The sequence below is a fragment of the Lacisediminimonas profundi genome (genome assembly GCF_008831265.1).
Taxonomy (GTDB): domain Bacteria; phylum Pseudomonadota; class Gammaproteobacteria; order Burkholderiales; family Burkholderiaceae_D; genus Lacisediminimonas; species Lacisediminimonas profundi.
The window spans coordinates 190246-208875 of the sequence record NZ_VTTH01000006.1 but is presented as its reverse complement, the minus strand read 5'-3'; the positions used below and the strand labels follow the sequence as shown (position 1 = coordinate 208875).

General features: G+C 60.8%; 15 protein-coding genes. 1 reads left to right on the top strand and 14 read right to left on the bottom strand.

Going from position 1 to position 18630, the window contains the following annotated elements; translation table 11 throughout:
- Positions 1-56: 56 nt before the first annotated feature.
- The 11 genes from FVE66_RS17290 to FVE66_RS17240 form a co-directional block, all read right to left on the bottom strand.
- Positions 57-1874: a sigma-54 interaction domain-containing protein gene (locus FVE66_RS17290; protein WP_241673257.1), complete on the bottom strand. Its 1818-nt coding sequence runs from the start codon at positions 1872-1874 to the stop codon at positions 57-59.
- A 135-nt stretch (positions 1875-2009) separates the two neighbouring features.
- Entirely contained in the window at positions 2010-3197 is a 1188-nt protein-coding gene (locus tag FVE66_RS17285; RefSeq protein WP_151448718.1) for a CaiB/BaiF CoA transferase family protein, read from the bottom strand.
- 59 nt (positions 3198-3256) lie between these two features.
- Positions 3257-4369, bottom strand: coding sequence for a C4-dicarboxylate TRAP transporter substrate-binding protein (locus FVE66_RS17280; protein ID WP_151448717.1), 1113 nt, complete (start codon positions 4367-4369; stop codon positions 3257-3259).
- Positions 4370-4427: 58 nt separating this feature from the next.
- Positions 4428-5747 (bottom strand): TRAP transporter large permease, encoded by a 1320-nt coding sequence (locus FVE66_RS17275; RefSeq protein ID WP_151448716.1) that lies wholly within the window; start codon positions 5745-5747, stop codon positions 4428-4430.
- A complete protein-coding gene (locus FVE66_RS17270) occupies positions 5740-6246 on the bottom strand; it encodes a TRAP transporter small permease (protein ID WP_151448715.1) in 507 nt (168 codons plus the stop codon). The genes FVE66_RS17275 and FVE66_RS17270 overlap by 8 nt, the downstream gene beginning before the upstream one ends.
- A 52-nt stretch (positions 6247-6298) precedes the next feature.
- On the bottom strand, positions 6299-7297 hold the full coding sequence (locus tag FVE66_RS17265; protein WP_206668785.1) for an NAD(P)H-dependent flavin oxidoreductase: 999 nt from the start codon (positions 7295-7297) through the stop codon (positions 6299-6301).
- On the bottom strand, positions 7294-9420 hold the full coding sequence (locus tag FVE66_RS17260) for an acetate--CoA ligase family protein (protein WP_161993328.1): 2127 nt from the start codon (positions 9418-9420) through the stop codon (positions 7294-7296). The genes FVE66_RS17265 and FVE66_RS17260 overlap by 4 nt, the downstream gene beginning before the upstream one ends.
- A 53-nt stretch (positions 9421-9473) precedes the next feature.
- A complete protein-coding gene (locus FVE66_RS17255; RefSeq protein WP_151448713.1) occupies positions 9474-10616 on the bottom strand; it encodes an acyl-CoA dehydrogenase family protein in 1143 nt (380 codons plus the stop codon).
- Positions 10617-10649: 33 nt separating this feature from the next.
- Positions 10650-11429: an SDR family oxidoreductase gene (locus tag FVE66_RS17250; RefSeq protein WP_151448712.1), complete on the bottom strand. Its 780-nt coding sequence runs from the start codon at positions 11427-11429 to the stop codon at positions 10650-10652.
- Complete coding sequence (locus tag FVE66_RS17245; RefSeq protein WP_151448711.1) at positions 11429-12211, bottom strand: enoyl-CoA hydratase/isomerase family protein; 783 nt, start codon at positions 12209-12211, stop codon at positions 11429-11431. Before FVE66_RS17245 ends, FVE66_RS17250 begins: the two co-directional genes overlap by 1 nt.
- A gap of 250 nt (positions 12212-12461) precedes the next feature.
- Positions 12462-13652, bottom strand: a complete 1191-nt coding sequence (locus FVE66_RS17240; RefSeq protein ID WP_161993327.1) for an MFS transporter — start codon at positions 13650-13652, stop codon at positions 12462-12464.
- Positions 13653-14004: 352 nt separating this feature from the next.
- Here FVE66_RS17240 and FVE66_RS17235 point away from each other — a divergent pair, with 352 nt between their 5' ends.
- Positions 14005-14691, top strand: a complete 687-nt coding sequence (locus tag FVE66_RS17235; protein WP_151448709.1) for a DUF4286 family protein — start codon at positions 14005-14007, stop codon at positions 14689-14691.
- A gap of 176 nt (positions 14692-14867) precedes the next feature.
- Here the strand turns inward: FVE66_RS17235 and paaH are convergent, their stop codons facing one another.
- From paaH to FVE66_RS17220, 3 genes are all read right to left on the bottom strand, one after another.
- Complete coding sequence (gene paaH / locus FVE66_RS17230; RefSeq protein ID WP_151448708.1) at positions 14868-16397, bottom strand: 3-hydroxyacyl-CoA dehydrogenase PaaH; 1530 nt, start codon at positions 16395-16397, stop codon at positions 14868-14870.
- An 89-nt stretch (positions 16398-16486) separates the two neighbouring features.
- The gene (locus tag FVE66_RS17225) at positions 16487-17488 is read right to left on the bottom strand and encodes an NADPH:quinone oxidoreductase family protein (protein ID WP_151448707.1); all 1002 of its coding nucleotides are present in this window, start codon (positions 17486-17488) and stop codon (positions 16487-16489) included.
- A 23-nt stretch (positions 17489-17511) separates the two neighbouring features.
- Positions 17512-18630, bottom strand: coding sequence for a CaiB/BaiF CoA transferase family protein (locus FVE66_RS17220; RefSeq protein WP_151448706.1), 1119 nt, complete (start codon positions 18628-18630; stop codon positions 17512-17514).

Sequence of the window (18630 nt, the reverse complement as noted above, 5' to 3'; positions counted from 1 at the left end):
ACAGGATTCTGCCTACCGCGGTGACAGCAACCCCACGCTGTGAATAGACGAAAGGCTTATTCGACCGGAAGTTTTTTGTAAAGATAAGCGCGCGAGATGCCCAGTTCCTCTGCGACTTTTTTCTTGTTCCCGCGATACTTGCTCATCGCCTCGTGGATCATGGCTTTCTCCAGCATATCGATGGCATCCTGGATCCGGCGCGGTGCTTCGGGAGCGGCGCCAGCGGGCGTCGCCGGTAACAGATCAGTCGCAGGTCGACCGGCTACCGGCGCATCAGCAATTGCGGGCGGCGTGGAAGATGTTGATTTTTCCGGTTGGATGTCCGTCATCAGCCGGAAGCTGTCGATTGTAATTTCGGGACCATCGCAGAAGATGGCTGCTTTTTCCACCTCATGCAGGAGCTGCCGGACATTTCCCGGCCAGGATTGCTCGCCCAGATAAGCATATACCCGCCGGTCGACCTGCTTGACGCCGGTGCGATGCCGCTTTGCGAAAGCCGTCAGAAACCGCTCGACCAGCAGGGGAAGATCCTCCAGCCTCTCGCGCAGGCTAGGCATGCGGATGGTGACTCCGCTGATGCGGTAATACAGGTCGAGGCGGAACTCGCCGTTGGCGATCATTTCCTGGAAGTTGCGGTTGCTGGCAGAGATCAGTCGGAAATCGGAATGACAGATGCGCTGGGCGCCGACTCTCTCGAACATGCCGTCCTGCAGGACACGCAGCAGCTTGACCTGAATTTCGGGCGGCATGTCGCCCATCTCGTCGAAGAACAGCGAGCTGTTGTCGGCCAACTCGAACTTCCCTTTGCGGCCGCCTCTTTCGGCGCCAGTGAAGGAGCCCGATTCATAGCCGAACAACTCACTTTCAACCAAGGTGGCGGGGAGGGCGGCGGCATTGACGATGACCATCCGGTTCTTGTTGCGTGGGCTGAGTACATGGATGGCCTGGGCCGCCAGTTCCTTGCCGGTTCCGCTCTCACCCACGATCAACACCGGCACTTGCAGTGGCGCGACCTTGAGTATGTCGGATTTAAGTTGGCGGATGGCGTCGCTGTCGCCGACCATCTGCTCGAAGCCGTAGCCGCTGCTCGCGATCCCGGACAGTTCCTTCCGGTAGAACTCGATTTCGGAGCGCAACCGGGCAACCTCCCGCGAGAGATGGTGTACTGTCTCCGGCTCCTTGAACATGACCTGTCCTATCGCCCCGACGGTGATGCCATTTTTCTTTATCGGGACGCGCGATACTACCCTCGTGATGCCGCCGAGTTCCTGCAGCTTGCCGACTTCCCCCTTGCCCGAACGGACCACTTCGTGAAGCTTTGTGTTTTCTATTATCTCGGTGACGAGCCTGCCGTTCGCTTCTCCGGGCTTGAGCCCGAAGAATTTCTCATGCACAGGCGGGATGAACTTTATGCGCGCCTGCTCATCAACCACCACCATGGCGGTGTAGGGATTGTCGACCAGATGGCTGAAGATTGCATCAGCGAAATCGACGCTGGCGATCAGGTCGAACAACGTCGATCTGGTACCGAACGGCTGGATCAGGAATACCACTGATTTGGCATAGGCCCGGTAGGTGGCCACCAGTTGGTGCCCCATCTCCAGCGCTATCATGCCGCTGCCACGAGTTCGCTTGTCCGCCAATCCTGCGAGCAGGCTGGCCTGCAACTGCTGATCGCTCGCGCAGCCGGAGGCGTGTGCTACTGCACCGCTGCCGTCTACCACCAGCACTCCAAACTCGGATGTCTCGGTCCCCGCCATTTTCAATGTCCCCGTTATCTTCGGTGTCATTCGAGGATACATGATCGCGGCAGAAGCACGCAACGGCAATGACGGTATCATGATTGGCGTCCGCATAGATGGATTGTCTTTCATGGAGACGGTGAGGAAAGTGAAGCATGTCTTTGGTCAAGACAAGCGATCTCTCTCGTTGCTGAATTGGTCATCGGATGGCGGGGCAGAGCAGTCGCATGCGGTGTCCTGCCATGCCGGGCTGATACATCGGGCAAATCAGCTCGGCGCGGGCCCGCAAACCACGCCAGTCTCGAAAAGGTCGTCGATGTCGGCGCCCTGTCGGCCCATTTCGATCAGGATTGCGCGCGTGTGCTCGCCGACCCGGGGCGCAGGCCTGAGCGTGGCTTGTGGCTGCACGCCAGGAACCCGCGGCACGGACACTGGAGGCAGACCCGGATGATCGACCTGCTGGAATATATCGCATTGCTTCACCTGGGGATCAGCGAGGAAATCCTGATAGCCGCTGATCGGGCCGCAGACCACGCTCTGCTCGCCGAGGATGCGCATCCAGTGCTCACTCGGATGGGTGAGGAAGATATCCTCCAGTGCCTTGTTGATGTCCGCAGCGTGGCGGAAGCGTGCCTGAGAATCGGAAAAGCGCGGATCGTCGAGCCAGTCCTCCCGGCCCACGGCGCGGCACAGTCCGGCAAACATACGGTCGTGCAGGGAGGTCACGTTAATGTGGCCGTTCGCGGTGGCAAAGGTGCCAGCCGGCACACTGTATGGGGTGCGAGGCCGACCGGCAGTCAACGTGGCTTCGATGATCGCATTGGCCTGTATTGCAGCCGATGCGTCCAGTAGCGAGACCTGGACATGCGCGCCTTCACCGCGGGTAGCGCGGCGGTAAAGAGCAGTAGCGGTTGCCTGGGCTGCGTATAGGCCGGTCGATACATCCACGATCAGTATCCCGATCTTCCGCGGTGTACCCTGGGCGTCACGGTTGGCCATCATCAGGCCGCTCATTGCTTGAAGCGTCGAGTCGGAGCCGCGGCGTTCGGCATAGGGACCGTCGGATCCGAAAGCGCTGACAGACACATAGACCAGCTTGGGGTTGTCGCGTGATAGCTGTGCGTACGACAGCCCGAAGCGTTCCATCACGCCGGGCCGAAAGCTTTCGACGATGATGTCCGCTCGGGACGCCAGTTCCCTCAAGATGGTCCGTCCCTGATCGCTGCCAGCATCCAGGGAGATCGAGCGCTTGCCCATGTTGTAGGCGAGCGCCAGCGCGCTCATCCCCTCGGGTGCGAATCCGATGCCGCGGCCCCAGTCACCCCCTGGCGGTTCCACCTTGATCACGTCGCAACCGTTCTGTACCAGGATCTCTGCACAATACGGGCCGGCGATTCCTTGGCTGAGGTCGAGGACTTTCAGTCCTTTATATGGCGGTGCGTTTGTCTCTTCCATTGCTACCTCTCCGGATTGAGTTCCCGACGTGATCCGTCGGGAACGAAGTGATGCGATGGTCAGAATTTCACTTTGCTATAGATCTCGTCGCGCAATGCCTGCTCGAATTTGACGGGGTCGTTTCCGGTGCGAGCAACGATTGCTTCCCATTTCGACAGGTTTTTCACGAAGGCGTTGACGGCAACCTCCGGATTGCGGACGCCACGTTTTTTGGCAGCCTCGATCGCATTGCGGATTTCATCCTGGCGATAGCTCGCCAGCAGGTTGGTCAGTGCCTGGTCGGGCTTTCTGATGGTTACGCCCTTGGCCTTGGCTTGCTCTTCGACGTCATGGTCGTCCTTGACATAGCCAACTGCCAGCCTTGCCATGGCGCCGGGTAGGTTCTTGACGAAAGTAGCACGATCGGATTCCTTCACGCTCTTCCAGCTCGACTCGTTGAAGGCAACCAACGCACCACCAAGGTAGGCACCCATTGGCAGGTCGATCACGTTGCGCGTCAGGTCCCACAGCGAAAGGGTCTGCAGCCATGACAGTGAGCCGATCATGCAGTCGAGTTGACCGCGTTCGATTGCTTCATAGGCTTCGGCGTTGGTTATGTTGACCGGAACACCGCCCAGGCGGGAGGCCCAGCGCCCGTATACGGTGCCCGCAGCGCGCATTTTCAGACCCTTGAGGTCTGCCAGCGTCTGCACAGGCTTCTTGCACATCATCAGGTAGGGCGTAGTTGCATAGGTGCCCATGTAGATCGTCTTGTACTTGCGATACTCCTGCAGGCACTCGGGGCAACCCAAAAGTACCGTCTCGTTTACAGCCCCCATCGCCACCAGTGGATTTTCTACCAGGAATGCGAGGTCGGAAAGCGCTGTGTTCAGCGGGATTTCGTTCTGATGATATAGCGATACGATGAAGCCACCGTCCACCAGGCCGTCTCGGATGGCGGAGATTGTTCCTTTGCCGCCAACCATGGCGCCACCTGGATGCAGATTGATCTTCAGGCTGCCTTTGGTTTCCTGTTCCACCGTCTTGAATAGAGGCTCCAATGCGTACCGGTTGCTGGCGTGAGTGGGCGGAAGGTAGTTGGAGTAGCTCAATGGCTTGCTCTGCTGTGCCACGGTCGGGAGTGCAATTGCCGCGAGTGCGAGCAATGCAGCCATCCTAAAGTACTTTTTCATGATCGTCTCCTTGTCGACCTTCTCGGTCTTGTTGAACGCCGCGACTGCGGAAATTGGACTAGTTGCTCATCAAATTCGGGAGGTACAGGCTGATCTGCGGGAACCCTATAAGTAGAGCCATGATCAATGCCTCTGCTGCCAGGAACCAGATAAGGCCGTGAAAGATGCGCGATAGTGGCACCGCAGACCCGACCACGCCGCTGATCACGTAGGCATTGAGTCCCACCGGCGGCGTCAGCAAGCCGATCTCCAGGTACTTGACCACCAGCACGCCGATCCAGATCAGGTCAAGGTTGAGGGCCCGGAACATCGGCATCAGTACCGGCAGCGTGATCAGCATCAGTCCGACCGGATCGAGGAACATGCCCAGGAACAGGTAGATCAGCGATGCGCCCAGCACCACCAGAATGGGATCAAGCGCCCAGGCACCCATCAGCGTGGCCAGGTAGTTCGGCACGCCGCTAAGGGCCAAGAATCGTGTCAGCAGAATGGCGCCTATGGCGACGAAGAATATCGATGCCGTGCTGGCCAGTGATTCCTGCACGCTGTCGATAAAGGCACGCCAGGTCAGTCGGCCCTGCAGCGCTCCCACCACGAAGGCCATGAAGGCGCCGACGGCCGCTGCTTCAGTGGTCGTCGCCAGCCCGCTGTACAGGCTGCCGGCCACCGCCAGGATCAGGGCCGGTACCGGCCACACCTTGCGCAGTTCGGCCAAGCGTTCGGTCATGGTGACCTTCTCGTCGAGAGCCGGCGCCAGATTCGGATTAAGGTAACAGCGTCCGATGATCATGGCGGCGTAGACAAACGCGGTTAACAGCCCCGGAAGGATGCCCGCGATCAGTAGCTTGCCGATGGGCTGGTCGGTGAAGATGCCGTACAGCACGAAAAGGATGCTGGGCGGAATCAGCGAGCCCAGTGTCCCGCTGGCCGCAACGACTGCGGTAGCCAGGCCGGGATCGTAGCGGGCTTTGAGCATTTCCGGAATCGCGATGCGTCCCATGGCGGCAGCAGTGGCCAGGCTGGAACCGGAGACGGCCGCGAAGCCTGCGCTTGCGAAGTTGGTCGCTACTGCCAGGCCGCCAGGCAGAAAACTGAGCCACTTCCGGGCTGCCGAGAACAGGCTGCGGGTGAGTCCGGTGTGGAAGGCGATCGCGCCCATCAGCAGGAACATCGGCACTGCCGAGAGGGACCAGCTTGCGGCAAACTCGAATGGCAGCCCGGCCAGTGCGGCCATCGCAGCGGACGGGCCGCGCAGGACAAACATGCCGCTCAGCGATACCGTACCCAGTGCGATTCCGATCGGGAAGCGCAGTGCCATCAGGACGACCAGAAGACCAAGTCCGATGAAGCCGACTGCAACGGGGGAAAATTCAGTCATCAGTCTTCTCCGTGAATGAAAGCAGGGTCTGCATCAGCATCCAGCAGCCCATCAGGAAGGTCGATACCGGAACGCACCAACGTGCCGGCCAGATCAGAATGTCGAAATGGATCGCGCTGGTGGATTCGCCAACGGTGCTCATATGGATCGCTTCAACGCCGGACGCCCAGGCGAACAGAAACAGATAGGCGGCGCTGACCATGTGGACCACCGCCAGCAGGATGCGTAGCGATTTGGGACGCATGCGTTCGGTGGCTAGCGTCATTACGATGTGGTGGTTGGTCTTCTGTACGTAGGCGAACGGCAGGAATGCGCAGGTTGCCATGGCGTAGAAGGACACCATCTCCAGCGTGCCGGGGACCGGCGCGTTGATCAGATATTTGAGTGATACGTCCAGTATTACCAGCACCATCATCAGCAGCAAGCCGACTCCGGCGATGCAAAGCGTCACGCGCGTGGCCAACTCGAGAAAACCCCGAACCATGTTCAGCTTCATCATCTCCCCCTTTGTGCTGGCCAGTTGACCAGGTCTGGCGATTTCTCGCGATTTTTTATCGTTCCACTACTTGCATCTGATGGGCCAAGCGAGCGGCTGCGGTTGCCGCCTCGGCCACCATCCGTTGCACGACTTCGGCTGCGCCCGGGATGTCGTCGACCAGAGCAGCCGACTGACCCAGCCAAGCGACGCTTCCACGCATGTCGCCATCGATGATCGCGCGCTCGTTGGCGTCGGCGCGAACCATGCCGAGTATGGTCTCGCGCGAGCCGCCCGCTTTCTCGACGTCGAGAATCTTGCCGGCCCATTCGTTGGCCAAGGCCCGCCCGGGGGTGCCCACCGACCGCTTGATGACTACCGTGTCATCGGCGCCAGCCCGGATCACGGCATCCTTGTAGTTCTGGTGCGCGAAGGCTTCGCGTACTGCGATGAAGCGGGTGCCAACCTCCACGCCGTCGGCGCCTAGCGCCAGTGCTGCCGCCATTCCAAAGCCGTCGGCGATGCCACCGCCTGCCAGCACGGGAATGCTTACGGCGCGCTTGACCAGCGGTATCGCCACCAGAGTGGTCAGGTCTGTGCGGCCGATATGCCCGCCGCCCTCGTAGCCGACGGTCGCCAGCACATGTGCGCCCGCCTGTTCCGCCTTCTTTGCCTGCTCGGGACCGGAGACAAGCACCAGGATGCTGATCCCGGTGCCGGCCAGACGATCGATATAGGGCTTGGGATTGCCCCCGGTGAAGGACACCGCCGCCACGCCTTCTTCTGCAACCAGATCGAGCAGGTGGTCGATCTTGATATGCCCGACAGGAAAATTGACGCCGAAGGGTGCGCTCGTAAGCTGCTTGGTCTTGCGTATTTCTGCGCGCAACAGGTCTACCTCGGCCAGGCCGGCGACCGCGATTTGTCCCATTCCGCCAGCGGCAGATACTGCTGCTGCCAGCTCTGCGCGGGCGATACGCGCCAGGCCGCCTTGTACAATTGGATAGCGGATTCCCAGCGCTTTGCTGGCCGGGGTGTCGATGCTCATCGGGTGCGCTGTGGAAGGTGCATTCATGGCTGGTCTTCCCGGTTGCCGATGACCAGTGCGTCCACGGCAACGCCACCCTTCCTGCCAAGGATGAACGGATTGACGTCGATTTCACTGACAGCGTCGCGCAGGTCGGCTGCCAGCGCCGATACCCGGCATACGGCTTCGGCAAGGGCATCGACATCCAGTGCGGGCATGTTCCGGAAACCGGTCAACAGCGGCGCCTTGCGCAGCGACAGGATCATGTCCCGCGCCTGGGAATGGTTGACCGGGGCCAGGGCGACGGCAACGTCGCGGGTAAGTTCGACGTCGACGCCGCCAAACCCGCATACAACCAGCGGCCCGAATTGCGCGTCGCGGCGGGCACCGATCATCATCTCGACACCCCGTTCGACCATCTGTTGCACCAGTATGCCATTGATGATGGGGGTGCCCGGTAGCGCTGCGGCCGTATTCAGCAGCTCGCTTGCGGCGCGCTCGACCGCGGCCTCGTCCGCCAGATTCAGGCGCACCACGCCTGCTTCCGTCTTGTGTGGAATGTCGTTGGAGTCAATTTTCATCGCGACCGGGAAGCCGATTTCGCGAGCGGCCTTGACCGCGCTTGCCGGATTGGCCACCAGTATTTCGCGCGTCACCCGAACCCCGTATGCGGCAAGTACTCGCTTGGACTGGCTCTCGCTCAGGGCCGGGCCGTGGCCACTAGCGGCTGCACCGGCGAATACCTCGCGTGCGGTTTTGGCGTCGCCCTCGGCCGCCAGCGCAGGCGCCTGCAACAGCCGGTCCCGGTTGCGGTAATGGTCTGTCCACAACTTGAGCGCTTTGATGCAGCGAGTCATGGAGCGGAACATGGAGATTCGCGGTGAAGCGTCATACACTTCGCTGCCTGGACCGTTGAGCCATTCATTGATCCACACCAGGCAGACCGGCTTGTCCAGTTCGTCAGCCAAGCCGGACAGGAATTGTGCCCGTTCGATCGTGGTCGGACGGTATGCCGACATCATGGGCACAACCACTGCGGCAAAACCTGGATCCTCTGCGAATGCGCGTATGCAGTCGCCATACATCTGCACGCTCTTGAGCGATTCGGCAGTCAGGTCGCAGGGGTTGGCGGTGGAGCCGAAGTCCGGTACCACGTTTGCCAGCCTGGCCGAGGTGGCGGCGGTGGGGGGCGGTAGCGTCAGCCCGATTTCCTCCGCTTTGTCGGCCGCCATCACGGCTGCGCCGCCCGAACTTGCCATCACGCCCACGCCCTCGGCTTTGGGCCGGCCTGACTTGGAGAACAGGACCGCCGTTTCCACCATTGCCTCCCAGTTGTCGATGATTACCACCCCAGTGGCGCGGAATGCGGCCTCATAGGCAGCTGCGGACCCTGCCATGGTGCCGGTGTGCGACATGGCAGTTCGCTGACTGATGACACTGTTTGCCAGTTTGTAGATCAGGAGGGGTTTGTCGGCAGCCAATGCCCTGCGTGCCGCTTCCAGCAGGCGCTCCCCGTCGCGAACGCCTTCGAACATGCAGCAGATCACCTTGGTGGCATCGTCCTCGACCAGATAGTTGATCATGTCGCAGACGTCGACGTCGCAGGAGTTTCCCGGCGAGAGGTAGTGCGTGAAGCCGATGCCGCGCTCCATTGATTGCATCATGCAGTACCCCAGCGCACCGCTCTGGGAAATTATCCCGATGTCGCCCTTGACCATGCGCATCTCGTTAAACTTCGGCATGAAGTTCAGGCCCACCATGCTGTTCAGGTTGGCAATACCGACGCAGTTCGGTCCCAGCAGGCGCATGCCGGACTCCTGGGCGATCTTCGCCATGCGGTACTGTGTCTGAATGGACTCGGGTTTGCCGACTTCGGCGAAACCGGCCGAATACAGGATCATGCCGCCCACACCCATTGCGGATGCGCGCTGCACCAGATCTTCGACTTGGGCCATCGGTACGATTACGATCACGCAATCAGGTACTTCGGGCAGGTCCTCCAGCCTCGAGTAGCACTTCAGTCCGGAGACCGATTCATAGCGAGGATTGATAGGGTAAATATTGCCGGCGTATCCGATACGAATGTTGTCCAGCGTTCGTGCTCCGAACGAGCCCGGTGTTTCAGAGGCGCCGATGACGGCAATGCTGGCCGGATCAATAAGCCGCCGCATCTCTTTGCGCCCGAAAAGTCGCGTGCGGTTCGGTACATAACCCGTTGTCGTTCTCATAGTCCCAATTCCCTTGAAATCAGTTGTCGTTGTATCTGCGAGGTGCCGCCGCCCACGGTAGCGTTGCGGGCATCGCGCCAGTGGCGCTGCATGTTGTAATCGGTGGTGTAGGCATGGCCGCCGAGGATTTGCATGCCGGCCGCGGTAACGCGCTGCAACATTTCTGAAACGAAGAGCTTGGCCATGCTCGCCTCCTTGCGGCAAGGCAGGCCCTGGTCATAGCGCCATGCGGCCATTGCAGTGAGCCAGCACCCCGCCTCCAGTTCTGTTGCCATGTCAGCCAGACTGTGAGCGATTACCTGGAACTGCCCGATCGGACGGCCGAATTGCTGCCTTTCCCGAGCGTAGGCCGTGGCTTCCTCCAGGGCGCTGCGGGCGGTACCGATGTAATTGGCGGCCAAGGTGATTCGTTCGCGTTCCAGGTGGCGCCCGATGTAGGTCCAGCCCTCGCCGGCTTCGCCGATGAGGTACCTTGATGGCAGACGGACGTCGTCGAAGAATATTTCCGTCAGTCCCAGTATTCGGCGCCCGATAACGTCCAGGCGATTGATCGTCAAACCTGGCAGGTTATTGGGGACCAGGAACAGCGAGATACCTTCCTGACGGGTGGCGCCTTTTGCCGTGCGTGCGGCGACGATCATCATGTTGTCCGGCGCATCGGCGCCGCTGGAAAATACCTTTTGTCCTCGCAGCAGCCAGTCGTCGCCATCACGACGGGCGGCGGTGGTCAGAGATGCCGCGTCCGAACCGGACTGCGGTTCTGTCAGGCTGAAGGAAAGCTTGACGTGCCCGGTCGCTACTTTCGGCAGGATTTCCTGTCGCAGATCTTCCGAGGCAAAGTCCGCGAGGATCATTGACCCCCAGGCCTGCAGGGCGATGCGGGTTGCGAAGTCAACACTGGGCCGGGCAACTTCCTCGTACAGGATGGTGCAATCGGCCATCGAGCTGCCGAGGCCACCGTAGGCAACCGGGACCACCATGGCGACGAAACCGGCCTGCACCATGGCTTGATAGACCGGCTCGGGGAAAATGCCATCGCGATCCCAAATCCGTACTTTCTCGTGCGAGCACTCGGTTCGCACCAAGCGTTCGATGGCGGCACGAAGAAGATTCTGCTCTTCAGTCGGTTCGAAATTCAAGGGACTACCTCGTCAAGAAGTGGATGGTCGGCTTCAGGAGGCCACGTACTTGAGCCAGCGGCCACCGTCGACAACCATGTTTTCGCCGGTCATGTAAGAGCCAAGGTCGGACGCCAGATAGGTCGCGGCGTTGGCGATATCGATCTTGGCGCCGAAGCGGCCTAGCGCGGTCTTCTTGCGTTCCAGTTCACCGCGACCAGTGTCGAGGTACATGCGTTTGACGCCTTCGGTATCGCCGATCGGCCCGGGCGAGATGGTGTTGACGCGAATCCCGTCCGGTCCCCACTCGACGGCCAACGTGCGCGAGAGTGAAAGGATGCCGGCTTTTGCTGCTGCCGCGTGCGCAGCGCCCGGCCAGCCGGTTACGCCAAGCATGGTGATGATGCTGATGATCGAGCCGCCGAACTGTGACCGCTTCAGGTGTTCATAAGAAGCCAGGCAGCAGTAGAAGGTGCCGTTCAGGTCGATGTCGATCACCGTGCGCCAGCCTTTGGGCGTAAGACCTGCGGTCGGGCAGTGGAAGTTGCCAGCGGCGTTGTTGACGAGGACATCAAGCGAGCCGAAGCGCTCGACCGCATTGTCGATCGTACGCTTCACTTCATCAAAGTCGCGCACATCGGTACGGAACGCGGCAGCTGTGATCCCCTCGGCCGCGAGTTGCCCGCAGGCCCTGTCCAGGCGCTCCTGGTTGCGGCTGGCTAGCACCACCGTCGCGCCCAGCCGTCCATAGGTGGTGGCGATTTCCAGGCCAATGTCGCCGGCACCGCCTGTGATTAGTGCGACCCGTCCCTTCAATGTATCGGCAGTGAACACTATGATTTTCCCTTTTGGTTGAGTTTCAAGAGCATCGCGGCAAGCGCGGACTGGTGCCCTGCGGTAGATGAGGCCAGTGCGAACGCCTCGGCCTCGTGGGCGAGCACGGGCTCAAGTCCCGCTGCCCAGTGTTGCGCACACAATGCCTTGGTTAGCATCAGCGCTTCCCATGGGAGATTGAGAAGATCTGAAGCGAGAGCCCGGCTGGCGGCATCGAGTTGCTCGGCCGGGACGACCCGCCGCGTGAGACCGAGGTGCTGAGCATCGACTGCGGTAATTGAGCCGCCCGTGAGCAGCAAGTCGAGTGCGGTAGCGGCATTCGTCTTGGCCTGCAGCAGGGCCGAGGCACCGCCGTCAGGAACGAGCCCCAGGCGCACGAAGGGGAAGGACAGTTTCGCGTCGTCGGCCATTACCAGTATGTCGGCCGCCAATGCAAGCGATGCGCCCCCCCCGGTCGCTGCGCCCTGTACCGCTGCGATCACCGGCTTGTTCATGCGGACGATCGCGATGTGATGGGCTTGCGCCATTCGGATTCGCTCTCGCCAGGCAAGCGGCGATTGCGGCGCGTCGACGATATCCGCACCTGCACAAAATGCCGGACCATCACCGCGCAACAGGAGCACTTTGACCGCTTCGTCCTTCCCGACATCGGCCAAGCATTCGCCCAGGCTCGCCCGCATCGTCGGCGAGAGTGCGTTGCGCTTGTTCGGACGGGACAAGGTAATCACCGCGAGCCCGTTTGCCTTGTCCAGTAAAACCTCTCCTGATTCTTCCATGGTCATCGATCGTCTTTGTGATTGGCGAGTGTCAATCAGCAATGTATGTGCCAAGCAGCCAAAAGCGGGGGGGCAATTCGTCGATGTGACAGAATTATTGGCGCAAGCCATTGTTCCGTATAGAGTTTTTAAATCGTAGTCAACGGCTTACCGGCGCGTCGGGGTTGTCGTCGGCGCGCTTCGCGCAAAGTCGGGCAGGCTAGTCGATGTATTTGGCACAGGCAAAAGGCTGCTCATGGCGAAGACAGGCAATTTGTCATGTCTGCGCTTTTGGGCCTTTCAGCTTGCGGCTGAATGCCCAAGTGATGGCGAGCAGGCCTAGTGCAGCACTCGTGATGGCGGGTTCCGATCCGAAATGGTCGATCATCCTGCTCGTCGCCGCTACCCCCGCCGCCTGGCCAAGGAAGAAAGCAGCTGAGAAGAAGGCGACAGCCGAGCCCCGCCGCTCGGGTGCCATCTGCGTTGCCTGTGCCTGGAAAGTGCTATGCAGCATGTAGAAGCCCATACCTGCGAAAAAGCAGCCGGGCAGGGCGGCTTGCCATGGTGCGAGCGCCACAACCAGTAGGGAAACCGAGCTGACAACGCCGCCCCATGCGACCAGCCGTCGCTCTCCAAACTGCAGGAACAGCGGAGCGCACACTGAAAAGAACAAGCCACCGGCACCGGTCAGCATAACCACCGAGCCCGACAGGCTTAGCGAAATGCCGCGCGCACTATGAAGGTGGCTCGGAATGAAAACCAGGGCGCCGAAGTAGAACGCGCCTTCGATCGCTACCGTCAGCAGGATCAGCCGGGCACGAGGCAGCGCGAGGATGCTGCGGCACTCGACTACAACGATGGATAGCCATGAGCGGGGAGTTTCGCGCTGTTGCCGGGTCGGTGTGGTCCGCGTGCATTCCATTGTCCACAGGGTCACGCTGACAGTCAGGAAGCCGGCCGCCAGCACGCCGAGGACCACTCGCCAGTTGATCAGTCTGTCAGCGGCGAACCCGCCAACCAGAATGCCGGCCGATACGCCGAGTGACATCCCGATCAACAGCCGCGACAGTGCTGACTGTCGCCGGTCATAGGGTATGACATCACCGAGCCATGCCATCGCCAGCGTCATCACCCCGCTGCTGGCGGCACCGGACAGCAGACGGCCCAATTTCAGGGCGGCATGGTCGGGTGCCAATGCGCACAGCATGGTGGTGGCTGCGCAAATCAGGCTGGCGCTGGCGGCGACGCGAAGCTTTCCATAGTAGTCCCCCAGTACGCCGACGAAGCAAAGGCTGCAGCCATATGCAAGGGTGAACCATGTGACGGTTTGCCCCGCCTCACTGAGCGACACCTGGAACTCTGTGCTGAGAAAAGGTAGTAGTGGATCCATCAGCCGCATCGACACGCCTGAGCAAAACGTACCGAGGCAGAGGATCAACAGGATTGCCGACAGCGTGGCGGGACGCATTGGAACCGGCGGGTGGTGGGGTGTCATGGCGGCAAAGCACGTACTCCGTGTCACTGGTAGGACGCCGGGCGGAATGCCCGGCGTGAGAAAGACTTGTGCAACGTCCATGCCATACACTGCGCCGGCCCTTATGTGTGCGATTGCTTTCCTTGCGCCCACAAGCAATGCAATGCTGTCAGTTCGGCAGACAGGGAGGTGTATTTTTTGGATACACTTGAATTATGAAATTGCAGTCCACGCTCCGGGCTCAGGAGTTCGCGGGCCAGTTGGGTAATGGAATAGAATTTGCCTTAGATCGCAGGAAAGCAACCGTTCTTCGCTAACCACGACATCAGGAAAGAAAGGCCGACAGATGAAGACACTCCCCGAGATATACCCCGGACTGCTGCTGCTCATGCACGATATACCGGAGGAGATGGATCAGGAATTCAACCGCTGGTATCCAGATGAGCACTTTGCCGAGCGCTTGGCGCTGCCTGGTTTTCGGTCGGTGCGCCGCTACCGTGCCGTCGGTGGCCAGCCGGCCTACATGGTGATCTACAGGTGCCAATCCATAATTGACCTGATTTCACCTTCATATCGCCAGGTACTCGAAAACCCGACGCCGAGGAGTAGGGCCATTCTGTCGAGTTTCCAGAACGTGGTGCGCGCCGCGTGCCGTGAAGTGTGGCGCAGCGGCATCGCGATAGGCGGCAGCATGATCGTCGTCCAGTGCAAGGCGATAGAAGGCAAGGAAGATGTCGCGCGCAGCTTCATCCGAGGCCGTTTCGCCGAGCACCTGAAGGAGTCGGGCTGCATGGTTTCTATGTCGCTTTGCGAATCCGACGCCGAGATAACATCTTCATCCAATTCCGAGTTAGTGCGGCGCGCATTGCCCGACCATTATGTCGACTGGGTACTGCTGATCGAGAGCTATGACCCGGTGCGCCTGTCACTAGCCTTGCACAGCGAGGTGCTTCAATGCGACAGTCAACGTGACGGGCTGCTGATCGGGTCGCTTACCAGGTATGAATTGATGTGCCTGCATACTGCCTCGTAGTGGGTAGCACGCTCTGACAGAGCGATGGTTTCCTGCGTGCTTGATCCGCTACATGCGGGATTTAACAAGCTGGGAATGCCATTGTCGCAATCCTCGGCAATTCGGCAATTTTCCCCCTCGTACGAAACAATCCCCGATGTCGCCGACTGTGATCTTGCTGACTCGGAAGGGGCGTTCTAATCGTGAAACCTTGAGCCGTTCCACACCTTGCGCTGGATCAGCGGCGAAACCCGGTAACGATCCTCCCCGTAGGTGGACGCCAGGTTATTGAGGACGGTCCTCACGAAAGGCAATCCGATCGAATCGGCCCAGGCGAGCGGCCCGAGCGGATAGTTCACGCCCTTCTGCATCGCCGTGTCGGCGCCTGGCGCGGTGCAGATGCCCTGGTTGACCGCGTCGGCCGCCTCATTGGCCAGCATCGTCACGGTTCGCATGACGGCCATGCCGGGCACGTCGCCAAGACGCGAGACGGCGTAGCCTGCAGCCTGCATCAAGCCAACGATGGCTCGATATGCCTGTGGATCGCATTGGTCGGCAGGGCACAGGGCCACTCGCTTGGCCGTCCTGTAATCCAGCGCTAGATCCAGCAACACCGTATTGGCAATGCGGGTCTCGCCGGCGCGTTGTGTCGCGCTTCGCCCATCCGTAAGGTAGAGCAGCGCGCCCTCGCATTCCAGTATGGCGTCCTCCCTGGCCGGCGCGCCGCGCGTGAAGGCGCCCCCGGATGCCGTCATGCGTGCGGCGATGGCGTCAGCGACAGCGCCCGCGCTGCTCACGGTCGCGCTGGCTGGTGCGCTTTGTGTTGCTTCCGTTCGCGGTTGCGGCGGTGCCGCGTCGTTCGCGTACTGGTAGAAGCCACGGCCGGACTTGCGGCCCAGGAATCCAGCTGCAACCAATTCTTGCTGGGCGACGGACGGGGTAAAGCGTGGATCATTGAAATAGGCATCGAACACCGAGTTCGTGACGGCGAAATTGACGTCATGGCCAATCATGTCCATCAGTTCGAACGGCCCCATCCGGAAGCCGCCGGATTCCCGCATGATGGCGTCGATCGTTGCCGGTTCGCCGGCCTGCTCGACCAGGATGCGCAGGCCTTCCGCGTAATACGGACGCGCAACACGATTGACGATGAAACCCGGCGTTGACTTTGCGTAGACCGGACTCTTGCCCCATGCCGCTGCCGTCGCATGCACGATGTCTGCTACCCGCTGGTCGGTCGCCAATCCGCTGATCACCTCGACCAGCGCCATCAGGGGCACGGGATTGAAGAAGTGCATTCCGACCAGGCGGCCCGGATTGCGCAGCTTCGCGCCCAGCGCCGTGATGGAAATGGACGAGGTATTCGTCGCCAGGATGCAATCCTCCCCGACGACGTTTTCCAGGTCAGCGAACAACTGGCGTTTGATGTCCAGGTTCTCGATGATTGCTTCGACGATCAGGGCGGCGCCTGCCGTCTCCGCAAGGCTTGTCGCCGGCACAATCCGTGCGCTGGCTTCCATTGCCGCCTGTGCGCTCATGCGGCCTTTTTCGGCCAGCATCTGGAATGTCTTCCGGATGCTGCCAATGGCCTTGTCGACGGCTTCCGGCCGGGTGTCATAAAGCTTGACTGGATGGCCGGCCGCTGCCGCCACTTGCGCAATGCCAGCGCCCATCGCCCCGCTGCCGACGACAGCCACAACGCATGAGGGATCTAATCGAGTTGTCATTGAAATGTTTCCTTGGAATAGCTAATCATGAAGGGGCGTGTCCACGCGGCGTACTCGCAAGGTCGGGAGCACCGGTGCAATAAGTGCTATCACGCCTTCGCGTTTGCAGTGGTCAGGACCACTTTGCCCTGGACCTTGCCGGCCTTGACCAGTGCCAGTGCTTGCGCGCAGTCTTCCAGCGCGAAGCTGCGCATCACATTGGGTTTGATCTTCCCTGCGGTGTACAGGTCAAACAGCTCGGTCTGCACGCGCCGCACCCATGCCGGATCGCGCTCGCGATAATCGCTCCACTGCAAGCCGGACACGAGGATGTTTTTTACGAGTAAGTAATTCGCCTTGATGGCAGGGATTCGGCCCGCCGCAAATCCGATCACCACCATGCGGCCGCGCCAGGCCAGCGCACGCATGCTGGCATCGAATACATCGTCGCCTAGCGGGTCGAGGACTACGTCGGCGCCGTGACCGTCGGTGACCGCCTGCACTTGCTCGCGCAACGAGTCGCGCAGATTGTCGGCGTCGAGCTTGATGATATGGTCGGCCCCGCTTTCCGTGGCCAGCCTTGCGTGTTCTTCGCGCCGCACGCCTGCCAGCACCGTCGCGCCAAGGCCCTTTGCGATCTGCACTGCGGCCAGGCCGACGCCGCCGCCGGCGCCGTTGACCAGAACCACTTCTCCCGGTCGGTACATGCCGCGCTCGACCAGCGCGAAATGCGCGGTCTGGTACACAAGGCCCATTGCAGCAGCATCGTTAAAGGACATGCTGTGCGGAATGACGAAACAGTTCTCCCCGCTGGTCACCAGTTGCTCGGCGTACGCGCCGTATTCGACCTGCGCCATGACACGGTCGCCCGGCTTGCAGGTCCTGACGTTGCGGCCGGTGGCAAGCACCACGCCGGCCGCATCTTTCCCGGGGCTGAAAGGCCGCGGCGGGAGTATCTGGTACTGGCCGCTGATGACGAGCAAATCCGGATAGTTCACGCCGGCGGCGTGGACCTCGATCAGCACTTCATCATCGCCAAAGGCAGGCGTGCCGACTTCTTCAAGTTTCAGTGTTTCAGGTTCGCCGTGTTCCCTGACTACGATTGCACGCATGCGTGTTCTATCCGTTTTCTTTGTTAGTGATCGAGGCCGAATTCGTGGTTCGCCTCGCCCAGGCCCGGGTAGCCGTCGACGGCTTTCTGGTCGCGGAATTCACTTGCGACGGGAATGGGCAATGCGGCAATGCTGCGGTCTCCGCTGGCGAGTTGCTTCGAAAACAGGCCGCGGCTCCGGAAGTGTGGATGCTCCATCGCCTCCTTCATTGAAGCGACGACGGCGCAGCACAGATCCTTGCCTTCGAAGCACTTGGCCCAATGCTCGGCCGTTTGTGCGCTGATGATCTGCTGGATTTCCGACTTGACCATCCCTGGATCCGTGGCATCGTCGAGCAGCTCCTCGGGAGCGCCGATCGCCTCGATGAAATTGGCCCAGAATTTATCTTCCAGCGGCGCCGCGGCGATGAACTTGCCATCGCTGGTGCGATAGACCTGATAACGTGGCGTGCCGCCGGTCACCAGTTCTCCACCCGGCACCGGCCACTGCCCCAACTGGCCGTTGCCGATCGCCCAGTAGAGAAAAGTGAACAGGTTGTCCGCCATCGCGATATCGAGCTTGCAGCCCTTGCCGGTTCGATCGCGCTGACGCAATGCCAGCAGGATGTTGACAATGGCCGGGTAGGTTCCGCCTGCGATATCGGCGATCAGGGCAGGTGGAAGCCCCGGAGTGCCATCCGATCCCGCCGAGAGCCCGAGCATTCCGGATACGGCAAGATAATTCAGGTCGTGCGCGGCAACCTGCGCCAGGGGGCCCGACTGGCCATATCCCGTGATTGCGCAGTAGATGATCTTGTCGTTGATCGCGGACAGTGCTTCGTAGCCCAGGCCCAGCCGATCCATGACCCCTGGCCGGAACTGCTCGACGACAATGTCAGCGCTCGCTATCAGGCCACGCAGCTTGTCGATGATCCCTTTTTCCTTCAGGTCGATCGCGATACTGCGCTTGCCCCGGTTGAGCAAGGCAAAGTTCACGCTATCTTCGCCAAATTTCGGCTCATAGCTGCGCATCTCGTCGCCACGGCCGGGACGCTCGATCTTGATGACTTCGGCGCCGGCCTCAGCCAGTACCAGTGTCGCCATCGGCCCCGGCAGAAGCGTGCTGAAGTCGAGGACGCGCACTCCTTCCAGAGGGCGCATCAT